General features: G+C 43.7%; 28 protein-coding genes, 1 tRNA gene and 2 pseudogenes. 2 read left to right on the top strand and 29 right to left on the bottom strand.

The features are described 5' to 3' along the window. Positions 1-13: 13 nt before the first annotated feature. From atpD to ROSEINA2194_RS18950, 13 genes and pseudogenes are all read right to left on the bottom strand, one after another. Positions 14-1,405: a F0F1 ATP synthase subunit beta gene (atpD, locus tag ROSEINA2194_RS19010; RefSeq protein ID WP_007890538.1), complete on the bottom strand. Its 1,392-nt coding sequence runs from the start codon at positions 1,403-1,405 to the stop codon at positions 14-16. 119 nt (positions 1,406-1,524) lie between these two features. Beyond that, positions 1,525-2,385, bottom strand: coding sequence for an ATP synthase F1 subunit gamma (gene atpG / locus ROSEINA2194_RS19005; protein ID WP_007890537.1), 861 nt, complete (start codon positions 2,383-2,385; stop codon positions 1,525-1,527). Between the two features lie 19 nt (positions 2,386-2,404). Next, a complete protein-coding gene (atpA, locus tag ROSEINA2194_RS19000) occupies positions 2,405-3,913 on the bottom strand; it encodes a F0F1 ATP synthase subunit alpha (protein WP_007890536.1) in 1,509 nt (502 codons plus the stop codon). Continuing rightward, positions 3,910-4,476, bottom strand: a complete 567-nt coding sequence (gene atpH / locus ROSEINA2194_RS18995) for an ATP synthase F1 subunit delta (RefSeq protein ID WP_007890535.1) — start codon at positions 4,474-4,476, stop codon at positions 3,910-3,912. The genes atpA and atpH overlap by 4 nt, the downstream gene beginning before the upstream one ends. Then, positions 4,464-4,979 carry a F0F1 ATP synthase subunit B gene (atpF, locus tag ROSEINA2194_RS18990; protein ID WP_007890534.1) on the bottom strand — a complete coding sequence of 172 codons (516 nt, stop codon included), beginning with the start codon at positions 4,977-4,979 and terminating at the stop codon, positions 4,464-4,466. Before atpF ends, atpH begins: the two co-directional genes overlap by 13 nt. A gap of 53 nt (positions 4,980-5,032) precedes the next feature. Continuing rightward, positions 5,033-5,287, bottom strand: coding sequence for an ATP synthase F0 subunit C (gene atpE, locus ROSEINA2194_RS18985; RefSeq protein WP_007890533.1), 255 nt, complete (start codon positions 5,285-5,287; stop codon positions 5,033-5,035). Positions 5,288-5,303: 16 nt separating this feature from the next. Further along, positions 5,304-6,023 (bottom strand): F0F1 ATP synthase subunit A, encoded by a 720-nt coding sequence (gene atpB / locus ROSEINA2194_RS18980; protein WP_007890532.1) that lies wholly within the window; start codon positions 6,021-6,023, stop codon positions 5,304-5,306. Positions 6,024-6,066: 43 nt separating this feature from the next. Beyond that, positions 6,067-6,492, bottom strand: coding sequence for a hypothetical protein (locus ROSEINA2194_RS18975; protein WP_007890531.1), 426 nt, complete (start codon positions 6,490-6,492; stop codon positions 6,067-6,069). Position 6,493: 1 nt separating this feature from the next. Beyond that, complete coding sequence (locus ROSEINA2194_RS18970; protein ID WP_007890530.1) at positions 6,494-6,727, bottom strand: AtpZ/AtpI family protein; 234 nt, start codon at positions 6,725-6,727, stop codon at positions 6,494-6,496. A 41-nt stretch (positions 6,728-6,768) separates the two neighbouring features. Continuing rightward, positions 6,769-7,254: a deoxycytidylate deaminase gene (locus tag ROSEINA2194_RS18965; RefSeq protein WP_007890529.1), complete on the bottom strand. Its 486-nt coding sequence runs from the start codon at positions 7,252-7,254 to the stop codon at positions 6,769-6,771. 36 nt (positions 7,255-7,290) lie between these two features. Then, a pseudogene (gene upp / locus ROSEINA2194_RS18960) lies at positions 7,291-7,919 on the bottom strand (uracil phosphoribosyltransferase). A 5-nt stretch (positions 7,920-7,924) separates the two neighbouring features. After that, positions 7,925-8,383 (bottom strand): arsenate reductase/protein-tyrosine-phosphatase family protein, encoded by a 459-nt coding sequence (locus ROSEINA2194_RS18955; protein ID WP_021922112.1) that lies wholly within the window; start codon positions 8,381-8,383, stop codon positions 7,925-7,927. Between the two features lie 40 nt (positions 8,384-8,423). After that, complete coding sequence (locus ROSEINA2194_RS18950; protein ID WP_044928928.1) at positions 8,424-9,476, bottom strand: L-threonylcarbamoyladenylate synthase; 1,053 nt, start codon at positions 9,474-9,476, stop codon at positions 8,424-8,426. Positions 9,477-9,686: 210 nt separating this feature from the next. Here ROSEINA2194_RS18950 and ROSEINA2194_RS18945 point away from each other — a divergent pair, with 210 nt between their 5' ends. Together ROSEINA2194_RS18945 and fdxA are read left to right on the top strand one after the other, a co-directional pair. Beyond that, positions 9,687-10,724, top strand: a complete 1,038-nt coding sequence (locus ROSEINA2194_RS18945) for an aldose epimerase family protein (RefSeq protein WP_007890524.1) — start codon at positions 9,687-9,689, stop codon at positions 10,722-10,724. Between the two features lie 233 nt (positions 10,725-10,957). After that, a complete protein-coding gene (gene fdxA, locus ROSEINA2194_RS20755) occupies positions 10,958-11,128 on the top strand; it encodes a 4Fe-4S ferredoxin (protein ID WP_021922115.1) in 171 nt (56 codons plus the stop codon). A 38-nt stretch (positions 11,129-11,166) separates the two neighbouring features. Here the strand turns inward: fdxA and ROSEINA2194_RS18940 are convergent, their stop codons facing one another. From ROSEINA2194_RS18940 to ROSEINA2194_RS18865, 16 genes and pseudogenes are all read right to left on the bottom strand, one after another. Continuing rightward, the gene (locus ROSEINA2194_RS18940) at positions 11,167-11,784 is read right to left on the bottom strand and encodes a MerR family transcriptional regulator (protein WP_007890523.1); all 618 of its coding nucleotides are present in this window, start codon (positions 11,782-11,784) and stop codon (positions 11,167-11,169) included. A 164-nt stretch (positions 11,785-11,948) separates the two neighbouring features. Further along, positions 11,949-13,286, bottom strand: a complete 1,338-nt coding sequence (gene dnaB / locus ROSEINA2194_RS18935) for a replicative DNA helicase (RefSeq protein WP_007890522.1) — start codon at positions 13,284-13,286, stop codon at positions 11,949-11,951. A 10-nt stretch (positions 13,287-13,296) separates the two neighbouring features. Further along, on the bottom strand, positions 13,297-13,743 hold the full coding sequence (gene rplI / locus ROSEINA2194_RS18930; RefSeq protein WP_007890521.1) for a 50S ribosomal protein L9: 447 nt from the start codon (positions 13,741-13,743) through the stop codon (positions 13,297-13,299). Further along, a complete protein-coding gene (locus tag ROSEINA2194_RS18925) occupies positions 13,740-15,794 on the bottom strand; it encodes a DHH family phosphoesterase (protein ID WP_007890520.1) in 2,055 nt (684 codons plus the stop codon). Before ROSEINA2194_RS18925 ends, rplI begins: the two co-directional genes overlap by 4 nt. Positions 15,795-15,885: 91 nt before the next feature. Further along, positions 15,886-16,593 carry a hypothetical protein gene (locus ROSEINA2194_RS18920; protein ID WP_007890519.1) on the bottom strand — a complete coding sequence of 236 codons (708 nt, stop codon included), beginning with the start codon at positions 16,591-16,593 and terminating at the stop codon, positions 15,886-15,888. Positions 16,594-16,713: 120 nt separating this feature from the next. Further along, positions 16,714-18,087: an MATE family efflux transporter gene (locus ROSEINA2194_RS18915; protein WP_044928925.1), complete on the bottom strand. Its 1,374-nt coding sequence runs from the start codon at positions 18,085-18,087 to the stop codon at positions 16,714-16,716. A 159-nt stretch (positions 18,088-18,246) separates the two neighbouring features. Continuing rightward, a pseudogene (gene rpsR, locus ROSEINA2194_RS18910) lies at positions 18,247-18,511 on the bottom strand (30S ribosomal protein S18). Between the two features lie 21 nt (positions 18,512-18,532). Further along, positions 18,533-18,970, bottom strand: a complete 438-nt coding sequence (locus ROSEINA2194_RS18905) for a single-stranded DNA-binding protein (protein WP_007890516.1) — start codon at positions 18,968-18,970, stop codon at positions 18,533-18,535. Between the two features lie 52 nt (positions 18,971-19,022). Then, complete coding sequence (rpsF, locus tag ROSEINA2194_RS18900; RefSeq protein WP_007890515.1) at positions 19,023-19,313, bottom strand: 30S ribosomal protein S6; 291 nt, start codon at positions 19,311-19,313, stop codon at positions 19,023-19,025. Positions 19,314-19,415: 102 nt separating this feature from the next. Beyond that, positions 19,416-19,607 carry a DUF951 domain-containing protein gene (locus ROSEINA2194_RS18895; RefSeq protein WP_021923643.1) on the bottom strand — a complete coding sequence of 64 codons (192 nt, stop codon included), beginning with the start codon at positions 19,605-19,607 and terminating at the stop codon, positions 19,416-19,418. A 121-nt stretch (positions 19,608-19,728) separates the two neighbouring features. Further along, complete coding sequence (locus ROSEINA2194_RS18890) at positions 19,729-20,451, bottom strand: NAD-dependent protein deacylase (RefSeq protein WP_044928923.1); 723 nt, start codon at positions 20,449-20,451, stop codon at positions 19,729-19,731. Positions 20,452-20,617: 166 nt separating this feature from the next. Continuing rightward, positions 20,618-20,691: transfer RNA gene (locus ROSEINA2194_RS18885), tRNA-Met, on the bottom strand. Between the two features lie 129 nt (positions 20,692-20,820). Further along, a complete protein-coding gene (locus tag ROSEINA2194_RS18880) occupies positions 20,821-21,345 on the bottom strand; it encodes a spore maturation protein (protein ID WP_007890512.1) in 525 nt (174 codons plus the stop codon). A 97-nt stretch (positions 21,346-21,442) separates the two neighbouring features. Then, a complete protein-coding gene (locus ROSEINA2194_RS18875) occupies positions 21,443-23,092 on the bottom strand; it encodes a two-component system response regulator (protein WP_007890511.1) in 1,650 nt (549 codons plus the stop codon). Between the two features lie 60 nt (positions 23,093-23,152). Then, on the bottom strand, positions 23,153-23,806 hold the full coding sequence (locus ROSEINA2194_RS18870; protein ID WP_007890510.1) for a hypothetical protein: 654 nt from the start codon (positions 23,804-23,806) through the stop codon (positions 23,153-23,155). Positions 23,807-23,870: 64 nt separating this feature from the next. Beyond that, positions 23,871-26,372, bottom strand: a complete 2,502-nt coding sequence (locus tag ROSEINA2194_RS18865) for a DUF5704 domain-containing protein (RefSeq protein ID WP_172727178.1) — start codon at positions 26,370-26,372, stop codon at positions 23,871-23,873. Positions 26,373-26,568: the final 196 nt, after the last annotated feature.

Below are 26,568 nucleotides of genomic sequence, written 5' to 3'. Positions count from 1 at the left end.
ATAATCCTCCACCTTAAGCGTTCATACGAGCGCGTACTTCATCGATGCTTCCTGCATTTAAGAAGTAACTTTCTGGAACATCATCATGTTTTCCTTCCAGGATTTCTTTAAATCCACGAACTGTTTCTGCGATTGGAACATATTTTCCTTCCAGACCAGTAAACTGTCCTGCTACGAAGAATGGCTGGGATAAGAATCTCTGTACCTTTCTCGCACGGTTAACGACAAGTTTATCATCCTCTGATAACTCGTCCATACCAAGGATTGCGATAATATCCTGAAGTTCTTTGTATTTCTGTAAAATTTCCTGTACACCACGGGCAACTTCAAAGTGCTCCTGACCAATGATACGTGGATCAAGAATACGGGAAGTAGATGCCAGTGGATCTACGGCTGGGTAAATACCTAACTCTGCAATCGAACGTTCCAATACGGTTGTTGCATCCAGATGGGCAAATGTTGTTGCCGGAGCCGGGTCAGTTAAGTCGTCGGCCGGCACATAAACTGCCTGTACGGATGTGATGGAACCGTTCTTTGTAGATGTGATCCGCTCCTGGAGCGCACCCATCTCTGTCTGTAAAGTAGGCTGGTAACCTACGGCTGAAGGCATACGTCCTAACAGTGCGGAAACCTCGGAACCTGCCTGTGTGAAACGGAAAATGTTATCAATGAATAAAAGTACGTCTTTTCCACCCTTATCACGGAAGTACTCTGCCATGGTAAGACCGGTAAGTGCAACTCTCATACGTGCTCCTGGTGGCTCGTTCATCTGTCCGAACACCATGGTTGTCTTATCAATAACGCCTGATTCTTTCATTTCATAGTAAAGGTCATTTCCCTCACGTGTACGCTCTCCTACACCTGTGAATACAGAATATCCACCATGCTCGGTAGCGATATTGTGGATCAGCTCCTGGATCAATACGGTCTTACCTACACCGGCACCACCGAACAATCCGATTTTACCACCTTTCTGGTATGGGCAGAGAAGGTCAACGACCTTGATACCTGTCTCTAACATTTCCTGAGAAGTTGCCTGCTCTTCAAAGGCAGGTGCTTTTCTATGGATAGGCCATGTCTCGACACCCGTTGGTGGATCGATCTCGTCAATAGGATTTCCCAGAACATTGAACATACGTCCAAGCGTATTCTCACCTACAGGAACGCTGATCGGAGCACCTGTAGCGATCGCATCCATTCCACGTACGAGTCCGTCTGTAGATCCCATGGCGATACATCTGACAATATCATCACCCAGATGCTGTGAGACTTCTACTACCAGTTCTTTTCCATCTTTGGTAGGAACTTTGATAGCATCGTTGATCTCAGGCAGGTTGCCTTCTGTGAATTTGATATCCAGAACGGCACCAATAATCTGGGTAATTTTACCTATATTATTTGCCATGCTATAATTTCTCCTTGTTATTTTATTTTCTATTCCCTAATACGCAGATTGCGTGCTTATATATCTGCATTTGTGCAAGCACATGCAGATATATTTCACTTGATACTCAATCTGCTTATCTAGGAAATTGCTGACGCGCCTGCTATGATCTCAGTTAATTCCTGAGTGATAGCGCCCTGACGCGCTCTGTTATACTTCAGAGTCAAATCGCTGATCATTTCTTCTGCATTACTTGTTGCAGAATCCATCGCCTGCATTCTCGCTCCATTTTCACTGGCTACAGCTTCTACCAATGCTCCATAGAAAAGACTGGTGACATATTTTGGAATGATCATATCCAGTGCTTCTTCTGTGGTTGGCTCATAATTCATAAGAATATTCGAATCTGTATCCTCCGCTACGTCCCCTGCCTCAATCTCAACCGGAAGCAGTTTGATAAGCTTCGGCTCATGGCTGACGGTATTTTTAAAATGCGTGTAAGCAAGATAAATCTCGCCAATCTCACCGTCTGAGAATGACTGCAGGATCTTTTTACAAAGAGCTGCTGCATCCTCATAGGAAGGAGATTCGATCATCGCGGAATCCTCCAGTTCAATATGGTAACCACGGCGCTCTAATGCTTCACGTCCTTTATTACCAATTGCATAGATCAAAAGATCCTCTTTGTTCAAATCACTTCCTGTAATCAGCTTTACAATATTGGAGTTGTAGCCTCCGGCAAGTCCACGGTTAGACGTGATCACAACCACTGCCTTTTTCGTGGATTCCCCGGATTTTAAATATGGATGATTAATGTTTCCGGACTTTGCAAGCATGGAGCTGACAGTCTGATACATATAATTAAAATATGGATTCGTCTGTTCCGCTCTTCCCTTTGCTTTCTGTAACTTTACAGTCGAAACAAGTTTCATGGCTTTGGTGATCTGCTGCGTACTCTGTATGCTGCTTTTTCTTCTTTTAATGTCCTTCATTGAGGCCATAAGAAAAACCTCCCTCCGCCTACTTTAAAAAGTCCGCTTTGCATTCTTCGATTGCTTTTACAAGTTTTGCTTCTGTCTCATCACTGATGACTTTTTCAGTACGGATTGCCTCTGGCACTTCCGGATACTTCGTATCAACATACTCAAATAATGCTTTCTCAAAATCAAGGATCTTCTCAACCGGAATGTCGATCAGATACTTCTTGGTAGCTGCATAAATGATCATAACCTGTTTTTCAACCGGCATTGGCTGATACTGAGGCTGTTTTAAAATCTCACGGATTCTTTCACCCTGTGCAAGCTTCTCGGTAGTATCTGCATCCAGCTCGGAACCGAACTGTGCGAATGCTGCCAACTCACGATACTGTGCAAGTTCCACACGGATAGGTGCTGCGATCTTCTTCATCGCTTTGATCTGGGCAGAACCTCCAACTCGGGATACGGAAAGACCTGCGTTGATCGCTGGTCTGAAACCGGAGTTGAACATCTCTGTTTCCAGATAAATCTGACCATCTGTGATGGAAATTACATTTGTAGGAATGTATGCTGATACGTCACCGGCCTGTGTCTCGATAATTGGAAGTGCTGTTAAAGAACCTCCGCCTAATTTATCAGAAAGACGAGCTGCACGCTCTAACAGTCTGGAGTGTAAATAGAATACATCACCTGGATAAGCCTCACGTCCTGGTGGTCTCTTAAGAAGCAAGGAGAGTGTACGGTATGCAGCTGCATGCTTACTCAGATCATCGTAAACAATGAGAACATCCTGTCCTGCTTCCATCCATTCCTCACCAATCGCACATCCTGCGTATGGTGCAATATACTGTAATGGTGCTAATTCACTTGCAGTTGATGCTACAACTGTAGTGTAAGACATCGCACCAAATTCTTCTAATGTCTTAACAAGAGATGCAACGGTAGAAGCTTTCTGACCAATTGCAACGTAAATACATTTTACGTTCTGTCCCTTCTGGTTGATAATTGTATCGATTGCGATCGCTGTTTTACCGGTCTGTCTGTCACCGATGATCAGCTCACGCTGTCCACGTCCGATCGGAACCATGGAATCGATCGCCTTAATACCTGTCTGCAACGGTGTATCTACTGATTTTCTGGAAATAACACCGGATGCAACACGTTCGATCTGGCGGTATCTGTCTGTTTCAATAGGTCCTTTGCCATCAATTGGCTGTCCTAATGCATTGACTACACGTCCTAACATAGCGTCCCCGACTGGAACTTCAACAACTCGTCCGGTTGTCTTTACAGTATCACCCTCGTTGATATTCTTCTGGTTACCGAGCAATACGGCACCAACGTTATCTTCCTCAAGGTTTAATACCATTCCATATACTTCGCCAGGGAACTCTAAAAGTTCGCCCTGCATTGCATTATCAAGACCGTGAATACGTGCGATACCATCTGCCACCTGAATTACGGTACCAACGTCAGCTACTTCTAACTGCGCTGCATAACGTTTGATCTGTTCTTTAATAACGGAACTTATTTCTTCTGGTTTTAAATTCATGAAGCGCATTCACCTGCTTTCAACTGTATTTTGGATAACTCGCGTGTCAGATCATATAATTTGGTCCGAACACTGCTGTCAACGACTCTGTCGCCGATACGGATCACCATTCCGCCGATCAATTCGGAATCGACATCATAATGCATTTCAAATTTCACATACTTTGTTGTCTCTAATAACCGTTTTTCCACTGCTGCCTTCTGTGCATCGGATAACTCCATTGCGGAAGTCACATAAGCAGTTCCGATATTCTTGTATTCTTTTACTTCATCAATAAAGTAAGTAAATACACTGTCCACCTGTTCAAAGTGTCCTTTATCCACGATCATGCGGAGAAGTCCAACAAGTTCTTCGGAAACTTTTCCTGTAAAAATGTCTGTGATGATCTTGATTTTTTCTTCTTTTACGATTTTTGGATGACTCATTAATTTGAAGAGTTCTTTGTTTTCTTCAATGGCGGTCTGTGCCGCTTTGACTTCATCCAGGAACTCATCAAGCTGTTTTTTCTCCAAAGCTACCTCAAACAATGCGTCACCGTATGTTTTTGATACTAGCTTTGCCATGTTGATTCACCCATTTCTTTCAATGTCTCTTCTACCAGCGTATCCTGAACTGTAGCATCAATATTGGCAGCTACAACTTTTGCAGCCATCATAGATGCAACTGTGATCATTTCCTGTTTTACCTCATCCATTGCACGTTTCTTGGAAAGCTCTGCTTCCTCGTTCGCTCTCTGGATGATCCGAGCAGCCTCTTCCTTGGCTTCGTCCACAATTTTGGCTTCGTTTTTCAAAGCTTTCTGGCGGGCTTCGCTTAAAATCTGTTCTGCCTCTTTATCTATATTTTTCAGCTTCGCTTCGTACTCTGCTTTTAAAGCAGCGGCATCCTTCTTATCTGCAAGTGCGGTGTCGATATCTGTTGCGATCTTCTCCTGTCTGTCCTTAAGCATCTTACGGACCGGATTAAATAACAGATATGACAGGGCTAAAAACAGGAAGAAAATAGCGATTGCAAGAAGTACGGTATCATGCAGAAGCTGGAAATCCAGATTAAAAAGTCTTGTCATTTCCTCCAAGGTCTGGCCTCCTTTCCGTTTATTTTAGCTTTTCCCAAAACTTCTTATACTAATGGTTTTACGAAAAGTAATAACATAGCGATCAACAGACCATAAAGACCTGTTGTCTCTGCTACAGCCTGACCCAAAAGCATGGTTGACATAATATCGCCTTTTGCACCCGGATTTCTACCAACGGCTGCTGCTGCATGTCCTGCTGCGATACCCTGTCCAATACCAGGTCCGATACCTGCGATAACTGCTAAACCTGCTCCGATTGCTGAGCATGCTAAAATTAAATCCTGTCCTGTAATATTCATATTGAATTCTCCTTTTCTACTCTTGTTCGTAATTCTGGCTGATATAAGTCATTGTCAGCATACAGAATACATAGGTCTGAATTGCTCCTGAGAACAAATCAAAGTACACATGAAGGGCTGCCGGCCAGATAATCGCAATTTTGCTCAATAAGCCGTATACAAGCGCCATCATAACGGTTCCTGATAATACGTTTGCGAACAAACGTAATGACAGGGAAATCGGTACCGCAATCTCACTGATCACATTGATTGGGAACCAAATTGGCAGCCATGGTGGTAATGGCGAACACATGTCTACCCAGATCTGTTTCAACGGCAGATTTTTGAACTGCGTGATATGGATCAGGAAAAATGTAATAAGACCAAGTGCAAGTGTTGTACCATAGTCCGCTGTTGGTGGTCTGAGACCAAACAGACCGGAGATATTACTCATAAAAATGAAAATAAAGATTGTGCTGATATAATTCACAAACTTCGGACCAGCTACTTTACCCATCGTGCCCATAACTACACCATCCAACTTTTCAACGATGAGTTCAATGACATTCTGAAAGCCATCCGGTACTTCTGTCGCATGTTTGATCTTACGGTTTGCAATCACTGCAAAGATCAGGATCACAAGCATAACGATCAGAATGCATACATGGGATGTTGTAATCCACACAGTATGTCCAAACAGCTGATAGGAGAACAGTCCATGGATCATAAAGTCAATATCATCCGCTCCACCAGACATTAGGATTGCGTTACTCACGTTCTCACCTCCTCCTTTCTCGTTTTTAATTGTCGCTGCTTTCGGAAGGTGTCTCCACTCTTCCCTGCAGTTTTAAAACAAATTTATGTGTAAAGGGCTGAAGATAAGCAGATATCTTCAATCCCAGGACACCGATAAAAGCTGTAAACAAATTACCAAGATTAAACTTCATCATGACAAAAAAGACGATCACAACGATCACATACCGCAAAATCGACTTAGCAATGATCTTTGCCTGTGCATGCTCTCCGCCATAAATTTCAACGGCATCCCGAAGTACGATTGCCATGTTGACCGCTATTCCCACAGCCAATGCAATTCCGATCACCAGTCCCGTTGTGTACCGCAGCTTGTCCGTCACAAACCATACGCCTGCCAGTTCCACGACAATCCCATATACTATAATACCTAGAACAAGTTCTGGTAATGCATCGTTTAGTCTCTTTAACATCTTACTTCTTCCTGTCTTTTCTGCCTAATCCATAAATCTTTTTTGCCATCTTGTAAATATTGGTGAAACCCGCCAATGCCCCTATGGCAAAAAACGGGATCGTAATCCACAAAATATCATATTTCCTGCCGAGCCATATGCCGAACATCATGCAAAGTACAATGGGAACGATCATATTCAGCCCAAACTGTAAAATCAGTGTCAGTGACTGAAACACTTTTTTCTGATTCTTCATAAGTGATGTTCTCCTCTCTGCTGTTCTTCTATGGTCTGCGGTTAAAGTCTGATCGTAATCTCCCGGTTGGTATGTTCATACTTTTGCATCACGACTCCTGCAGCCTTTAACATACGCTTGGATGCCACAACAGACGGCGTTCCGTCATACTTGTCGCTGTCGTACACAATTCTCTTAATTCCCGCCTGAATAATTGCTTTTGCACATTCATTGCATGGGAATAATGAAACATAAATCGTCGAGCCTTCCAGACTTCCACCTCGATAATTTAAAATTGCATTCAGCTCACTGTGTGTGGTAAACAGGTATTTGTTCTCCAGCGGAGCACCTTCCCGTCCCCATGGGAATTCATCATCCGAACAGCCTGTTGGCAGTCCGTTGTATCCCATCGATAAAATCTTATGGTCTGCACTTACAATACACGCCCCTACCTGTGTGTTCGGGTCCTTGGAGCGCATGCCGGTAAGCATTGCCACACCCATAAAATATTCATCCCAGCTGATGTAATCTCTGCGTTTCTCACTCATATCTATTCCTCTCAGAAAAACGGGTATTTCTCTGGATTATTTTGTTCCGAAAATTCTGTCTCCGGCATCGCCAAGACCCGGAACAATATATCCATGCTCATTCAGATGATCATCCAGCGCACCGATATAAATATCTACGTCCGGATGTGCTTCCTGCATTTTCTTCACTCCTTCCGGAGCTGCGATGATAACCATAAGGTGGATATTTTTTACACCTTTGTCTTTCAACATCTGGATTGCTGCTGCGGAAGATCCACCTGTTGCAAGCATTGGGTCAACAACAAATACTTCACGGTTTGCGCAGTCATCCGGTAATTTGCAGTAGTACTCTACCGGCTCTAATGTTTCAGGGTCACGGTACAATCCGATATGTCCTACCTTTGCGGCTGGGATCATTGCAAGCATTCCGTCTACCATTCCAAGACCTGCACGTAAAATAGGTACGACTGCAAGTTTTTACCCTTTAATTCTTTTACAGTTGCATGGCAGATTGGTGTATCGATCTCAACATCTGTCAGCTTCAGATCTCTGGTTGCCTCATAGCACTCTAACATTGCAACCTCACTTACAAGTGTACGGAAATCCTTGGAACCTGTATCCGTTCTTCTCATAATTCCAATTTTGTGCTGGATTAATGGGTGATCCATTACTACTACTTTTGACATGTTTTTTATTCTCCTTCGTTTAAAAGTTTTACTAATTTTATGATTGATTTCCTCATGGTCTCATAACACAGCCCATAAGACTGCAGTGATCCGCCATAAGGATCTAAAATCTCTAATTCATCACCGACAAGTTCTGTCAGTACATATACATTTTCTTCTCTGGCACTTGGGTATTTTTCAAAAATCTTCTCTAACTGGCTGTGCTCCATCGTGAGTACGAGCGTATCATCTGTAAAATCTTCATCCTCAAGCTGCGTGGATGTGAAATTCTCCCAGTTAATTCCATTGCTGATCATCACTGCCTCTGCCTTCTGATTCAACGGCTCCGGGAAAAGTACAACTAAGCCTCTGCACTCTATTGTCACCGGGTGCTTTAATGTGTATTCACTTAAAATCCCTGCTGCCATGGGCGCACGGGATGTGCCGCTCTCTGCCACAAACAGGATTCGGTTATATTGTTTCATATAAATCATGCCTTTCTGATCTCTGCATCGGTCATCAAAACTACACATGTAATACTTGATGTCCCGCCGCCTTCAAAAGACGGTTCATGATTGCCTGTCCAATCCTTGGTGTTGCAAAACTCTCTGAATAGATTGCATCTACATTCCAGTCATCAAATTCCCTTAAAATCTTATAGAGATGCTGCGCGATCGCGTCTTCATCCGCCCGCGCTCCAATGCTCACAACAATATCTGCCTGATACTGATCTTTTGTCTCATCCGTTGCGATCACTCCGACTTTCAGACCATTTTTCTGCTTTTCGGCTACGAGTTCGTTAATCTTTTTCACAACGTTCTCTGCCTCGCCATCTACAAGCACAAGATCTGCTTTCGGTGCATAATGTTTGTATTTCATTCCAGGTGCTTTCGGCTTTGTGAGCGAATCCGAGGCTATAATTCCCGGATCGATCTTCACTTCCTCACCAAGAACCTCTTCTAACATTTCTTTCGTGATATAACCAGGGCGTAAGATCATCGGAGTATCTTCGGTCAGATCAATGATTGTTGACTCAATGCCGATTCCTACCGGTCCTCCGTCTAAGATCATCGGTATCTTGCCATCCAGATCAAGCTTCACATGGGAAGCCTCTGTCGGGCTTGGCTTGCCGGATGTATTTGCACTTGGTGCTGCAATCAGGCATCCGCTTTCCTCAATTAATTTTAATGCTACCGGGTGTTTTGGCATACGGATTGCTACGGTCTCCATACCGCCGGTCGTCTCATATGGTACTTTTTCATTCTTCCAGACGATCATCGTGAGCGGTCCTGGCCAGAATGCGTCTGCCAGCTTTTCTGCCTGAGCAGGAACTTCTTTTGCAATGGAAACAAGTTCCTCAAATTTGCAGATATGCACGATCAGGGGATTGTCTGATGGCCGTCCCTTTGCCGCATATATCTTTTTTGATGCTTCCGGATGCAGCGCATCTGCACCCAGACCATATACGGTCTCTGTTGGAAATGCTACCAGTTCTCCTTTTCGGATGAGTTCTGCCGCTTCTTTCATTTCATTTTCGTCTATCTGAAATGGATCTATTTTTACAACTTTAGTCTGCATGTTATTCCTCCGAATATTCATGCATTATTATCTCACAATTCCAAAAATTAGGCAACATACTTGCTATGTTTTTCTAAATGTGGCATAATAATTTTTATTAGGTAAAGAATATTCATGCAGCAGTTATTTTTAAATAATAACTGCTTCTTTTCCGATATTTTATGTATTGGCAGGAATATCAGCAATCTTTCTTACAGGAGGGAGATCGTTATGAAAATTACAAAATCTGAATTTGGAACTACCAAAAACGGTTCCACTATTAATTTATTTCATTTGGAAAATACAAGCGGCGCTTATGTTGAGATCATTGACTTTGGCTGCCGTCTGACAAAAATTGTCGTGCCGGACCGCAATGGTGATCCGGTAGATGTATGTCTTGGATTCTCAACAGCCGATCACTATGCAGACGATGATGCAAGTCTCGGTGCTGTAGTAGGCCGGGTTGCCAACCGCATCAAAGATGGCCACTTTTCTCTGAATGGAAAAGAATACCAGCTTGCCATCAACAACGGAACAAATCATCTGCACGGCGGTATCGTCGGTTACGCTTCTAAGATCTGGGAATCGAAGATCAAAGATGACAAATTAATTTTAACCATGAATTCAGCAGATGGGGAAGAGGGATATCCCGGTAATCTGACACTGACAGTCACTTATGGATGGTCCGAGGACAATGAGCTTTCGATTCTTTACGAAGCATCCACAGATGCGGATACACTGTTCAATGTGACAAATCACGGTTATTTTAACTTAAACGGTGAAGGTCATGGAGATATTATGTCGCATGAATTGTTTATTGATGCAGATGAGATCACGGAACTCGATGACTCCCAGGCTCCAACCGGAAAGTTTATCCCGGTAGATGGCACTCCATTTGACTTCCGCACCATGCACACAATCGGAAAAATGTACAACTCCGATTATGAGCAGTTTAAAAAATTCGGCACTTACGATCACAACTTTGTCATCAATGGAACCGGTCTCAGGGAGGCTGCCGTTCTCCAGTCCAAAGAGACGGGAATCCGCATGACCTGCTTTACGGACCAGCCGGGTCTGCAGCTTTATGTCGCAAACCAGCCAATGAAGCTTCCGGGAAAAGAGGGCGTTCCATACGCAGAGCACTCCAGTGTCTGCCTGGAAACACAGCATTTCCCTGATGCGATCAATCACGGAAATTTCCCAAGCATCGTGCTTCATCCCGGCGAGGATTTCCGTTCCAAGACGCTGTATCACTTCTCAACTTTTTAATTTTTGTTATTGAGCAATATTTATCATTTACGCTTTCATTATCGTGTATTTTAATGGCTTGTGCTAATTAAAATACACGATTTTTCATGTTATGGACTTGTAAACCGTGTCTGTTTGTATTAAAATGTGTGTTAAAGTTATTGGCGACGATAACCTTACATCATTTATGATGTGATGCGTATTCTTAATACGCAGAATAATGATTTTTATTTAATTATAAGGAGGGAATATCAATGGCATACGTAATTTCTGATTCATGCGTTAGCTGTGGAACTTGCGAACCAGAATGTCCAGTAGGCGCTATCAGCCAGGGAGACAGCCAGTTCGTTATCGATGCAGGTTCTTGCGTTAGCTGCGGAACTTGTGCAGGAGTTTGTCCTACAGGAGCTATCAGCGAAGAATAATCCGCAACAGGCTTTGCAAAAGTACATAAGAAAAACCGTCAGGCTTCTGACGGTTTTTTCTTTGTCCATTTTTTAATAATGGTGTTTTTTCTTTTTAAATTGCCGCGGATTGCCTCATCCAGCTGCCGGAAACGTTCCTCTTCCAGTTCCTCACGCTCCCGCATCAGATAATTCATCTCCTTGAGTACCTGTTCCCCCACATCTTCGCTGATCGTCCTGCTTAAATTTTCATTGTTTGCTGCGATCGCCTTGCCCACAATATCTGTCATGAGTTCTGTGAATTGCGCCATGCGGTCCGTATTGTCCAATATGCTCTGCTTTGCCTCTGCCAAAGCTAAGGTCTCCGGGTTTTTAAAATAAACCTGATGATTTTTTACGCCACCAGGCTTATCTGCCTCATTTCCGGTAAGTTCCGGAAGTCTCTGCTCCATATCACCATTATGTACGATCATTTTTATGGCTTTGAGCTGATAGCCCTTCTCTTTTAATTCTTTGATATATTGAAATTCTTTGATATTTTCCTGTGTATAGTAACGGTGTCCCATTTCGTTTCGCGGAATGTTTAACTCCAATTCATCTTCCCAGTAACGCAATACATGCGATTCCACATTTACCATGCTGGATGCATCTGAAATCATATACCGTACTTTTTCCATATTTTCCTCCCTTTAAGCTTACCATTATTATAAGCGTCGCAGGACAAGCCCTCAAGGAAAATCGGTCGCCTTTTTCAGACAAAAATCGGGGTGTTATACAAATTCCGACAGAAAAACAAAATCGTTTTTCTGCCGGAAACTGCACAACACCCCGACGGTACTGATTAATTTTTCTCCATATTGGCGAACTTGGTATACTGAGGTAACCATACCAGATTGACGGTTCCGATCGGACCATTTCTCTGTTTTGCAATGATGATCTCGGAAATACCTTTCATCTCCGAATCATGATTGTAGTAATCGTCCCTGTAAATAAACATAACCACGTCGGCATCCTGCTCGATCGCGCCGGACTCACGAAGATCCGACAGCATCGGTCTGTGATCCGGTCTCTGTTCAACAGCTCGTGATAACTGTGACAATGCGATCACCGGAACAGACAGTTCACGCGCCAGCGCCTTTAAGGAACGGGAAATATCTGAAATCTCCTGCTGACGGGAATCGCTCCCCTTGCCGGAACCGGACATTAACTGTAAGTAGTCGATAATGATAAGTTTTAAATCATGCTCTAATTTATATTTACGGCACTTGCTTCTCATCTCTGCAATGGAGATACCCGGCGTATCATCGATGATCAGCTTGGAATTACCGATCGTTCCTGCTCCCTCGATCAGTTTTTCCCAGTCGCTGTCCGAGAGGTTACCGGTACGCAGAGCCTGTGCATCCACTCTTGATTCCAGAGAGAACAGACGGTTTACCAGCTGTTCTTTCGACATCTCCAAAGAAAAAATTGCGGTACACATATCTTCATGGAATGCCACATACTGCGCAATATTCAATACAAACGCTGTTTTTCCCATAGACGGACGCGCCGCGATCAGGATCAGGTCGGAAGGCTGTAAACCGGCAGTCCGATAGTCAAGATCGATAAATCCGGTTGGAATACCTGTTACCGTTCCGGAAGTCTTTGCTGCATTTTCAATTTTCTCCAGCGCATTCATAACAACCTGACGGATTGGGACATAGTCCCCACCGCCACCTCTTGTGGAGAGCAGATCAAATACTTTCTTCTCCGTCATATCCATGACCGTATCAATACTTTCCTTACCGGCATAACACTCATTCTCAATCTCTTCATTCAATCGGATGAGTCTGCGCCGCATGGAATTGTCTTTTACAATTTTTGCATAATACTTAATATTTGCAGAAGTCGGAACCGCATCCAAAAGTTCTTTCACATAGGAAAGACTTGAGATTTCCTCCGGCACCTCTTTTTCTTTTAATTTATTCTGTAAGGTAATGAGGTCGACTGGAAGCCCTTTGCTGTAGAGTTCTATCATGGCATCAAATAAAATTCCATACTGTTTATGATAAAAATCATCACTCGTCAGCATCTCCATCGCCGTCAATATCGCATCTTTGTCCATGATCATGGAGCCAATGACAGACTGTTCTGCATCCAGACTGTTTGGCATGCTTCTCTTGATCAGAGTCTCCTCCATGAGATCCTCCCTATAATTCTACTACATGAACGGCAAGTTTTCCGGTTACTTTGGTGTGGAGTTTTACCGGAACTTCCACAACGCCAAAGCTTCTGATTGGCTCTGCAAGCTGCATTTTCTTCTTGTCGAGTTCTAATCCAAGCTGCTCTTTTGCCGCTGCTGAGATCTCTTTTGTGGAAACAGAACCAAAGGTTCTTCCGCCTTCACCGGCTTTCATCTTAACAGTTACTTTCTTATCTTTTAAATTTTCCGCCATTGCAAGCGCTGCCTCGTAATTCTCCTGTGCAACTTTATCTGCATGCTGATTCTGTAATTTCAGATCATTTAAATTTTTGGCATTTGCTTCCACGCCTAATTTTTTCGGAAAAATAGCGTTGCGTGCGTAACCGTCACTGACATTGACAACGTCTCCCTTTTTTCCTAATGCTTTTACATCCTGTAATAATATTACTTTCATTCCTGAATATCTCCTTCTTTTATCATCTCGTCAATGGTGTCCTGGATCATTCGCTTTGCCTCCTGGATCGTACAGTTCGTCAACTGCGCTCCCGCAACGTTTAAGTGACCACCGCCACCCACACGTTCCATAATGAGCTGGACATTGATCTCATCAATGGATCTTGAACTGATATAGATTTTTCCCTGATACTCCGTCAAAACGAAGGATGCCTTAATTCCCACAATATTTAATAATTCATTTGCCGCCTGTGCTCCTACAATTGTAGGGCTCTCAATATTGTCCGCCGGGCAGACAGAGATTGCAAATGCTCCCCGGTAGACCTCTGCATGACGGACCGCCTCAGCTCTCGCTTTATAAGCAGCCATATCATTTCGCAGCATTTTTCTGACACGCGTGACTTCCGCTCCGGCTCTTCTGAGATATGCCGCTGCCTCAAAAGTGCGCACGCCTGTTTTTGTCATAAAATTATTGGTATCAATGAGGATGCCTGCGTAAATACAGTCTGCCTCACTCGGTTCCAGCTTAATATTTTCCGAAAAGTACTGCAATACTTCCGCGATCATCTCGCATGCGCTCGACGCATATGGCTCGATATAGGAAAGTACCGGATTCTCAATGACTTCACTGTTCTGTCTGTGGTGATCGAATACACAGATCGTGTCGGTACGGTTTAACAGCTCCGGGCATTCTGTGTAGCTCGGACGGTTTGTGTCCACAACCATGACCAGTGTATTCTTATTTGTGATCAGAAGCGCCTCTTCATTCTTAATGAATAAATCTGCCGGGTAACCTTTTTCTTCCGTAAAACATTCTACCAGCGGTCGGAGGGATGTCGTGACTTCATTTAAAACGATCTGTGCCTTCTTGCCAAGCACACGGGCTGCGCAGTACACACCGATCGCAGCACCAAGAGAGTCCACGTCACTGATCGTATGTCCCATAATGACCACATGTTCACGGCTCTCGATGATCTCGCGGAGTGCATGGGCCTTTACTCTGGCTTTTACTCTGGTGTTACGCTCTACCTGTTTTGCCTTGCCTCCATAATAAGTGACTTCCTCGCCTTCTTTTACAACGACCTGATCGCCGCCACGTCCTAATGCAAGGTCAATTCCCATGCGGGCGTACTCGTAATTCTGTGTATAGCTGACACCTCCGGCACCGACTCCGATACTTAAGGTGATCGCCATCTCATTTCCGACTTTGATGCTCTTTACATCCTCGATCAGCTTGAACTTATCTGCTGAGAGCTGCTCTAAATACTTGTATTTGAATACAACAAAATATTTGTCTTTCTCAATCTTACGCACAAGGGCATCGATCTCAGTAAAATACTTATTGACCTTGCGGTCTACAAGTGCGATCAAAAGGGAACGCTTCACATCCTCGATACTGTCTAACGCTTCCTCGTAATTGTCAATATAGATCAGTCCCGCAACAAGCTTCTGCTCCTCGTTCTCTCTGATATAACGATTCAGTTCTGTCTCGTCAAACAGATATATGGCAGTCAGATACTCATCCGTGTCGTTGATCGCCACGATAGCACTGTCCCTTGTCACGGAATCAAAATAAATGCGCTTCATGGAAATACGGTAATTGCGGTCATCCAGCATTACATTTATGGATCCTACCGCTTCGGATTTCTGAAGGATATCCTTTGTCAGACTCGGAAATACTGTGGTCACTGACTTATGGTAATTTTTGTCCTTGCCTGTGATCTCTGTAAATTTTTCATTCATCCACAGAAATCTCGAATTATAATCCAGCAATGCATACGGAATCTCAAAATCATTCAAAAGCTGTTTCTGTACAGTTCCGTACTGTGTGGCAAAATTCACCAGCTCATTGATCAGAAGTGGTCTGTTCCGCCTGTTTGATATCAGTACAATGATAACGTATAAAACGATAAATCCTGAAAACTCTGCTCCCATCTGTATGTCCTGTGCATACATTGCAACATCCATCAAAATCAATACAATGGTGAGATACAAAGGCCAGTTCAAATATCTGCGAAGCTTTCCTTTTAATTTTATATTCGTTTTCTTCATATTCACACCCTTTAAAAATCCTGCAAAATAGTAACGATTTGTATTCCATTATATCATTGAAAGGGTATAATATAAAGCTTATTTTTCTGATTTAATTTCCCGATAAAGGTGTTTCACGTAAGGGCAGATAATTTCCCTTATCCATATCATCAATAAAATTGTCTGCGATCATCTTTTTTCCGCAAAAATTTTCGTCCATGTCTTCCATAAATTCCATGTTCTCATTCTGATAACCTATGCCATCCTGATAATGGAAAACCCGAAATCCAGTTCCCTCTTCCCCGCCGTATGCCGGAAAAATAAGATCATGCCATCCGTCAGTCATCGTATCGCTCACATACACTGGAGTACGGACATACGCAAAACTCTCCAGCACCTGATATCCCTGTTCACTCTGCTCAAGGATCACTGCCGGATCACCGCCGTCACATTCCGTATATTCACCAACCACCACAGCAAGGATTTCCTCGGTTCCATCTTCATTCAGATCGACCATATCATAATAATAGCGCGTCTCCGCACAAAATTCCTCCGGTATCTGATAATAAGCAATCAGGAAATCCGCAAGTTCCTGGTTCTTCTCCCTGTCGGCATAAATCGTCTCTGTATCTGCCTCAGAAACAGGGTACTGTGTACGTTCCTGTTCTTTCTCTTCCGTCTCTTCTGTCTGACTTTCCGTTTCCGCTGCCGTATCAGGAACTGTTTCTGCTTTATCTGTCTCCTCTTTTTTACCGCATCCACATAACCATAAAACTGCCAGCAATGGAAGTATGATATATTTTCTCAATTTCTTTTTCATATTGTGTAATCCTTTTGTCAGTCTCTTCCGTTTTCCTTAAACTTATGAAAAAAGCCTATCACATTATAACAAAAAAAGTCTTTAAAAAAACATTAATTTTTCTAAAGACTTTTGTATTATTTAAATCACGTGTTTTTCCATCCATTTGCCTGACAGGAAACGAATGGAGAAGATAATGCTTCGGATTCCCCAGTCTGCAAACATACCGATCCACACTGCGATCGGTCCAAATCCCTGAAAACGGATCAGATAAACCGCCAGTGCCACCCTGCAGAACCACATCGTGCACGTAGCTGTGATCATAGAAAACTTTACATCTCCCGCTGCTCTGAGTCCGTATGGAGGAATGAAAGACAGTGCCCAGAGGATCGGTTTTGCGATCGTGATCGCGATCAGCATCTGATAGCAGAGTTCCATGCTCTCAGCCTCCATGCCGGCAAGATGCATGATCAGACGGCTGATAAGGAATGTGACCGCACACGAAATAATCAGCACGATCTCTGCATATCCTGTTAATTTTATAATATAATATTTGGCTTCCTCTTTTCTTCCTGCGCCAAACGCCTGACCTGCCACGGTCATAAGTCCAATTCCCACAGCGATTGCTGCAATTCCATTGACATTTTCAAAAATTACCGTCATCGCCTGCGCCGCGATTGCCTGTGTTCCCAGGGTGGAAACCGTGGACTGGATTGCAAGTTTTCCAAACTGAAACATGCCATTTTCCACTCCGGCAGGAATACCGATCGCAAGGATCTTTCCGATCAGCGGAAAATCCGGCCGGATCGTGTGATATTGGTCCAGCACGATTTTCTGTTTTGGTTTTCTCAGGAAAAACAAAACGACAATGGCGCAGAATACTCTTGAAACAAGCGTTGATATCGCTGCTCCTGCCACTCCCATATCACACCCAAAAATAAGCACCGCATTTCCGATGATGTTCAGCACATTGGAAATGATTGATATCTGCATTGGGAATTTGGAGTTTCCTCCTGCACGGTAAAAGGCTCCTCCTGCATTAAACAGGGCAATAAACGGATAGGAAGATGCCGTGATCAGGAAATATATAATGGAATCCTCCATAACCGCAGGCTCCACAGCTCCAAAAATCAGGCGTAACAGCGGCCGGCAGAAGATCAGTCCGCCTGCCGTGATCGTTAAAGAAATCACGATCACGGTGAGGAAAATCTGCCTTGCCGCTTTGTTAGCGCCTCTCTCATCCCCTTTTCCCAGATAGTGGGAGCATATGATCGCCGCCCCGGTGGCAAGTGCTGCAAACACCTGGACCACAAGCGTATTGATAGAATCCACAAGTGAAACCGCTGACATTGCGACACTTCCCACATTGCTCACCATCATGGTGTCTGCCATTCCCATCAGGGAATTTAACATCTGTTCGACCATGATCGGGATGAGCAGCATCCATAATTCCTTTGTGGAAAACATGAGATTGTCCCAGTCGATTTTTGTGGCATCGTATAGTCTGTTCTTCATCTTTCTTTCCTTTTTATCCAAAATGATCCTGTACCGACACACAAAAAGACCAACTACCCGAGGATAATTGGTCTTTCCTATTTTTTTCGTGTCAAATGTTGTGTCAAACTTGTGTCAAATCACTTTTCCCGAACCCGGGAAGTCTTGATTTTCCTAAGCTTATTCGCAAACGTATGGCATAAGAGCTACGTGACGTGCTCTCTTGATTGCTACTGTAAGAGCTCTCTGGTGTTTTGCACAGTTACCTGTGATTCTACGAGGAAGGATTTTTTCCTCTCTCAGAGATGTATCTCTTTAATTTGTTTGTATCTTTGTAATCGATAACGTTATCTTTTCCACAGAAAACACAAACTTTTTTTCTTCTATGCATTGGACGTCTCTTCATTGGAGCGCCTTCTCTATCTGCTGCTTTATTGAAAGCCATGATTATTACCTCCTGTTAGGTTTAGTTAAATGGTAACTCTTCATCAATTCCATCTGGAATATTCATGAAGCCATCGCCTGCTGCACTGCTTGGTGATGGTCTGTCTGAAGGTGTGAACCCGGAATTGTCACCGGCTGCATTCTTGCTCTCTGCAAATTCACATTCTTCAACAACAACATCTGTTGTATATACTTTCTGACCGTCTTTGTTCGTATAACTTCCTGTCTGGATACGTCCGGTTACAACAACCTTTGTTCCTTTGCGAAGATACTTCTCTGCAAATTCACCAAGTTTACCGAATGCCACACATCCGATAAAGTCTGCGGTCTGATCTCCATCACGCTTGAATCTGCGGTCAACTGCCAGTGTATATCTTGCGATTGCTGTTGCCTGTTCACCCTGTGAGTAACGTACTTCAGGGTCTCTGGTCAATCGTCCCATAAGAATAACTTTATTCATATACGATTTCCTCTCTTCTATGACCAGCGGTTATTACACCTGCTGATTCTCTCTATGCCTCGTCTTTTCTAACGCATAAGAAACGAAGAACATTGTCCATAATACGAACATCCTGCTCAACAGCAGCTGGAACTGTTGCTTCAGCTTCGAACTGGATGAAGTAGTAATAACCTTCGCTCATCTTCTGAATGTCGTAAGCTAATTTTTTCTTACCCCAGTCTTCAACTTCTGTTACAGTACCGCCGGCACGTACGATATAATCTTTTGCCTTCTCTACTGTAGCTGTTCTCGCATCATCTTCGATCTTTGCACTGACAACGAGTGCTAACTCATATTTATTCATGCGAATTTTCCTCCTTTTGGTCTCTGGCCCATTCTTTCAGTGAATGAGCAAGGAATAATAATATATCACGAGCATCTACTATAGCACGGATTTCGCATGATTTCAAGCTTTTTTTCGAATTTCTTTTGTATTTTTTTCTACAAGCTTTCGTGCGATCATAATCTGATGTCCACAGCCGGTGCATTTTAACCGGAAGTCCGCTCCCACACGCAAAATCTCCCATTCACTGCTGCCGCACGGATGCTGTTTTTTTAATCTGACGATATCGCCTACCTCATATTCTAATTTTTCCATATCTGTTCCTACCCTCTGTCTGTATTGTTTATCCCGATTTTTCCTGATCATTTCATCTGCTGTGCATGCGGCCGGAACTTCCAGCCAGAACCGCGGAAGTTTCCCAATATTTCATGCTTGCCTATACCCTGACCTGTCCGAAAACCTCTCCCAGTCCTGCCTGGATCAGCAGATCGGCACGGCTGTCCATCGACGTCGTCGATTTATTGATGAGCACCAGCTTATTTCCACGGTAATAATCGATCAGTCCTGCTGCCGGGTAAACCGCCAGTGACGTACCGCCGATAATGAGCATGTCCGCATGACTGATATAGTAGACTGCATCCTCTAATGTCTGCTGGTTCAATCCTTCCTCATACAAAACAACATCCGGTTTGATCTGTCCGCCACAACTGTCACATACCGGCACGCCTTTGGAATTTAAGATGTACTCCGCATCAAATTCCTTTCCACATTTTCTGCAATAGTTTCTGTGAACGCTGCCGTGTAGTTCCAAAACATTTTTGCTTCCGGCCGCCTGATGCAGTCCGTCTATATTCTGGGTTACGACCGCTTTTAATTTTCCTGCTTTTTCCAGTTCTGCCAATTTGTAATGCGTCGTGTTCGGTTTTGCGGTGAGACAGAGCATTTTATCCCGGTAAAAACGATAGAACTCTTCCGTATGGTTTACATAAAAAGAATGACTCAGGATTGTTTCCGGTGGATAATCATACTTCTGATTGTAAAGTCCATCCACGCTCCGGAAATCCGGGATGCCGCTCTCGGTGGACACACCGGCTCCACCAAAAAATACGATATTATCGGATTCTTTTACCATTTGTAAAAATGTCTCAATACTGCTCATGCTGATCCCCTCTTTGCTTTGGTTTCTGCTAAACTTTCTGTATGAATGAATATCTTTAGTATAGCACATGGCTTTGTTTCTGCCATTCATTATTTTATTTTTTAACAAAGTTTTCTATGTAGATCGCACAAAAAAGACCGCCACACACGTGACAGCCTTTCAAGAGTTGCGGGAATAGGATTTGAACCTATGACCTTCGGGTTATGAGCCCGACGAGCTTCCAGACTGCTCCATCCCGCGATATTTTTCTGAATGAACGGTATATTTCCGTTCCATGCACAAATGAATTATAGTCTCATTCCGCATAATTGTCAAATTTGCCGCTGACATTTCCAGCATAAGCGGCTTTCTTAAGTTCCACAGACATTGTTACATATAGGAAACGATCACCACACTTGCGATCGTACCTGCCACTGTTGCCAGCAATGCACCCGCAAGCGTATAACGGGTTTTCTTTACTTTTACCGACATGAAATAAACTGACATTGTATAAAAAATGGTTTCTGTGCTGCTCATCATAACAGATGCCATTTTTCCAAGCGTGGAATCTGCACCGTACTCTTTGTATATATCGAGCAGCAGCCCGGTCGCCGCCGAGGAAGAAAACATTTTTACGATAGTAACCGGAAAAAGTTCAGCCGGAAATCCTATTTCTGCAGTTATCTGACCCAGCCCCTGCGCAATGCAGTCCAAAAGCCCCGATGCGCGCAGTACGCCAACTGCCACCATCAGTCCGATCAGTGTCGGCATGATTTTGATCACCGTCCAGAAGCCATCCTTTGCCCCTTCCACAAATTCCTCATACACCGGCTGTCTGTTTAAAAGTCCATATCCGACAATACAAAAAATCAGAAGTGGAATGGTTATTTCCGATAAAAAAAGGAGCAGTTTCATATCCTATTCCTATATCAGCTCTCTTCTCTCTAAATTCTATGCAAAAAAATAAAGAATATGCAGGAACGCACATTCTTTATTTTATGTAAACCCTTTTCTATCGGCTCTTTTGCAGAAGCTTCACATAGTCTTTTTTCGACATCGGCTTTGCAAAATAGTATCCCTGAATGTAATCACAACCGAGACGTTTCAACATTTTCACCTGTTTTTCTTCCTCGACACCCTCAGCAATAACAAGCATGTCCAGCGATTTTGCCATTTTGATCACAGCCTCAAGGATCTTCTCGCCCCGTTCCTCTGATGATCCCTTGGACAGGAAACGCATGTCAATCTTTAAAACATCAATATCAATATCTTTGAGAACGTTCAGGGAAGAATATCCGCTTCCAAAATCGTCCATTAATATCGTAAATCCTGCTTTGTGCAGATAATCTACTGCATTCTGTATCATACGGGCGTCATCCGAGAAAGCGCTCTCTGTCAGCTCCAGATTCAGGTATTTTGGCGGAATTTTGTATTTTTCGACCAGATTGACCAGCGACTCCAGAAAATCCGGATTATACAGATTCACTCTGGAAACATTCACGGAGATCACTTCGGAATCCCCTCTGTGAGCCAGATTATTCTTAATAAACCGGCACACCTGATCCCATACATAGTAATCAAGCCGGATAATAAATCCGTTACTTTCAAATACAGGGATAAAGTCCCCCGGTGAAACGATCGTACCGTCCGCCTTCTTCCAGCGCACCAGTGCCTCCGCTCCCGATGGCCTGCAGTGATCCAGTTCATATTTTGGCTGAAAATAAACGACAAATTCCCCGGTTTCAAGGGCATGCTCCATCTCATTGATAATATTCTGTTCCCTGATGATCTTTGCACGCAGTTCTTCCGTGTACCGCGCTTCATGGATCATGTACTGGCCTTTGCACTGCTTTGCTGCGAGCGTTGCACGGGCAATAATGTTCCGGACATCAAGGTTGTTATCCAGAATGTCGTAGATTCCCATTGCTGTTTCCAGATAGTAAGCCGCCTTATACTTTTTCAGTTCCCGTTTTATATATAGAATAAATCCATTGAGTTTTTTCTCGTCTTTTGGAAAACAGATGCCAAAAACATCCCCGTCAATCCTTCCGAATACACAGTTTTCCACGTCCTGCCAGTATGTTTCGATCAGACCGGAAATATAGACCAGAAGGCGGTCTCCCGCTTCTACTCCGTAAAAATTGTTGATCATTTTGAAACGTTCAATATCAAGACGTATAAATGTAAACTTTGTATCCTGATTATTTTCCAGATTTCTTTTTACACATTGACTGAACTTCTGTATCGTATACAATCCAGTCAGACCATCATGTTCCAGCGAATGTGCCATACTCCGTTTGATTGTGTTCAGCACACGGAAACGGATGATCTCCGGCTGGAAAACTTTTGGAATAAAATCCCACACGCCCAGTTCGAGACATCTTTTTTCCGTTTGATAATCATTCTCTGTCGTTGCTACGACAATTGGTATATTGCGGATGGATTCCCTCGTTCTGGCTTCTTCCATAAACGCAAAGCCATCCATACCCGGCATAACAATATCCAGAATCACCAGAACGATATCATCTTTTCTTTTCTCCAGAACCTCCAGACCGCTCCTGCCATCCTCTGCCTCGATAATGTTATATTTATCTTTTAAAATGTCAGCCAGTGTTTCCCGGTTCAGTCTGCTGTCGTCTACAATTAAAATGGTATTTTTCATATGTGACACCTCGTTTATGTACTAATTTCATTATACTCCAAGTAGTACGCTTTTTTTCAATTAGTTTGTAAGTTTTTGTGCAAATTTACAGAAAATTACAGCCGTAATGGTACTAATAACAGTCGCCAGTATTGCAGGACCTATGATTTCCGCCGGGTTCACGCTCCCATACTGGCTTCTGAAGGCGATAATATTGACCGGGATCAACTGCAGGGATGAGATATTCATGATCAGAAACGTACACATCTCTGCGTTGGCAGTGCCACGCGGCACCGGGGCTGGTTTTGTCCTGTGACCTTTTTTTCTTTTTGCCGCACCGTTCTGCACTTCCATCTCCTTTCGCCTGCTCTCCTCTAATTCTTCAAGGCTTTCCATTGCCTCCAGTCCGGCTGGCGTAGCCGCCCAGCCAAGTCCGAAAATATTTGCGATCATATTGGCTGCGATCTGCTCATTTGCAACGTGCCCCGGTGGAATCTGCGGAAAAAGAAATCTTAAAACAGGTTTTAACTTTCTTGACAATCCGGCGATCACTCCTCCTCTCTCTGCGATCCGCATCAGTCCCATCCAGAAGGACATCACTCCGGTCATCGTGATGCAGAGTGTCACTGCCTCTTTTGCAGAATCAAGCACAGCCCCGGTAACCGCCGGAATCGTCCCATGGAACGCAGAAAATATGACTCCGGATAAAATCATAAATGCCCATAAATAATTCATATATGCACAACTTCCTGCTTATTGTTTATAACAATCCTATGACAGGGACATTGAAAAAATATCTTTAATGTGTGCCGACACTTGTGTAATCCGTGTGCATATTTTTCTTCTGGTCGAACACAAACACCATGCCCTCCTGAAATGAAAAGACGTGTCCTTCCGAATCCACACGCACTGTCTGGTATCCTTCTGTTTTCCACATATCACAGTATCCATTGTTGACATTTTGCCTGTTTTCATAGTCGAGATGCGGTTTTCCTTCTTTGACCGTCTGAATGGAAAAATACACGATCAGATATCCATCCCGCAGAAATACAGGATCTTTTTGTCTGATCCTGCCTTTCTTTTGTGCAACATAATCAGCAAGATCCACTTCCGCATTGGCAATGTATACATCTGCAGGGATCTGATAACTTCCACGCCACGTCTGCATTCCTTCTGCCGTGATTGTCCGGTCTTCTGCCTTCAGGCTCACCGGAAGATAAAACTCCTGTAAATCGTCTTTCCGGTATAGTTTTACCTGCCGCAGCCTGCTGCCGTCCCGTTCCATATAATAATAGGTTGGAACAAGTTCAACAGAATCCTCTGCATGCCACATACTTCCGATCGTTCTCACAGAAAATTCCATGCGATACCCTAAACCCGGTGCATGAATGCTGCTGTCATACGGATGGCTCCCCTTGATAAGCGGCACCAGATACAGACTGTCTGGCTTCCTCTGTCTGATTCCGTTCAGATTATTCGTCCCACTGAAATAAACCATGTCTGTCCGAGCCGTCTTCCCTTCTTTCCAGAACACGCGCTCCCACCTTGGATAATCGATCACATTTGTCACACAAAAATCATACAGCCGTCCGATCACTGTCACTCTGACGCTTCCGGTTGCTATGTAGTTGTTTTTATCTGTGTTTGCATATTTCTGTTCTGCCACATTATTTTCCGCATTAATTGCTATTGAGCGGTAAGAAATATTATAATCGCCTTCAGGCACTGACACAGGGAGTAAAAATTCAGCGGACTCAGACAGAATGGTGATCCAGCTGTCTGCTGCAATCTGCCTGCCATCCGAAACGACCGGAAACGGAAATTTCACCTGTCTTGCCTTCACATATTTTCGATACTCTCTGGTTCCATAGCCCTTTTCATCAAGATGCGTTCCGGCTGTTCCAACAGACACGGTAAATGTGCGCCCTAAGATCAGACTTTTATATTTGGTCGGAATGATCTGCTGATTGAACCCGATGTCATCTGTCGACATTCCCACACAGACCACCGGAGTATGGACTGCGACCGGATTGATGTCAGGTACCATCGCATTATTTACAATTCCACCTGAAAAATAAGATGCATATTCTGCTGTACCAACGGATTCGTATATCTGATTCGCCGTTGCACCGGGAATCTGAATGTCATTTTTCTGCACTGACTGCTTTCGCTCATCGGATAATGTGACCGGCTCCGGTGTTTTCTCCTCGCAGGCAGCTCCATTCATCCATATTTCTCCATCTACAGAAAACACGTCATTTTTTACTATAATTTTACCTGTTTTATTATCTATGAGCGGCAAAATATCACTATCTGGAATTGCAGGTCTGGTCGTTCCGCCAGCGACCACACCGCCATCCACCGCAACGACTGTCTCCGGGAGTGTCATGGAATCTGTATTCTTTTGCACTGTGACATTCGGGTAGTACAGATTTTCCAGCCGCACGTTTCCATCCGGCAATGCTCCGTTCCGCACCTCTGCATTTTTCAGATAGCACAAATTGATCATGCGGATTTTCCAGTAGGAATACTCTCTTGGAACTTCCACACTTTTCGTGACGGTCACCTGTTCCCGATGCGTTCTTCCATCATTCCAGGTCAGTGTGTAAGTCACACTTGCTGTGACCGGAACCGCCCTCGTTCCGTAATGATGTTCATAAGTTGCCTGATAATAATATTTTTGCAGGCTTCCACCGATAGACACGCACTCCGATGACGGAATGGCACGGCTCACATTAAACTCATCCGATGAAATCCACAGGCGGTTGACGGAAGACAGATTGTCCATATTGATCCCAGAAGTCACTGTGACAACCTCCACGTTTTCATCGCCCTCCACCGGTGCTTCGATCATCCCCGGATTTGCCGGGAAATAAACACTTTTGTCGAAATGGCTTTTTAATCCCTCTTTATCCCTCCAGTTTCTTGCTCCTGCAATTCCGCTATATGTTGTGTACACCTCGCCGGACAATGCACCTCCTTCGCTCATGGAACCCTGCTTTACTCCATTTTGTGTGACCGTCATAATACCGTCCAGATAAACCGTGCCGCCATTCGTATATAATTCCTGTGCCCACTCTGGATACGCGCTGTTGATGCTCTGGAAAATCCGTTCCTTATGGATCACAAAATATCCATATAAATACTCTGGGTTATTTGGATCGACTTTATCCGGACAATATGTCTCTAATTTTACCCGGACGCTCTGGTTTCCGGCGATCGGACTGTTATATCTCTTGATCGTCCAGCCGAGTGTCGTGTAACGGATTCCGGTCACTGCCGCTTTATCGTGTGTGACCATCCACAGATTTCCTTCGGAATCAAACGCAATTCCTTCCCCTTTAAATGGTATTAAAGCGGCATAAATATTCATTTTTGAGCCAAAATACAGGTTTAGAAGAAAAATGATTAAAATAATACCAATGGGAAATCGTTTTTTATTATATTTTTGTTTTCTAATTGGGAACATCCTCTCTCTACATATTCAGAGAATCCTT

The organism is Roseburia inulinivorans DSM 16841 (assembly GCF_000174195.1).
GTDB classification, from domain to species: Bacteria; Bacillota; Clostridia; order Lachnospirales; family Lachnospiraceae; genus Roseburia; species Roseburia inulinivorans.
The sequence above is the reverse complement of the archived record's forward strand: the minus strand, read 5'-3'. Positions and strand labels throughout refer to the sequence as shown.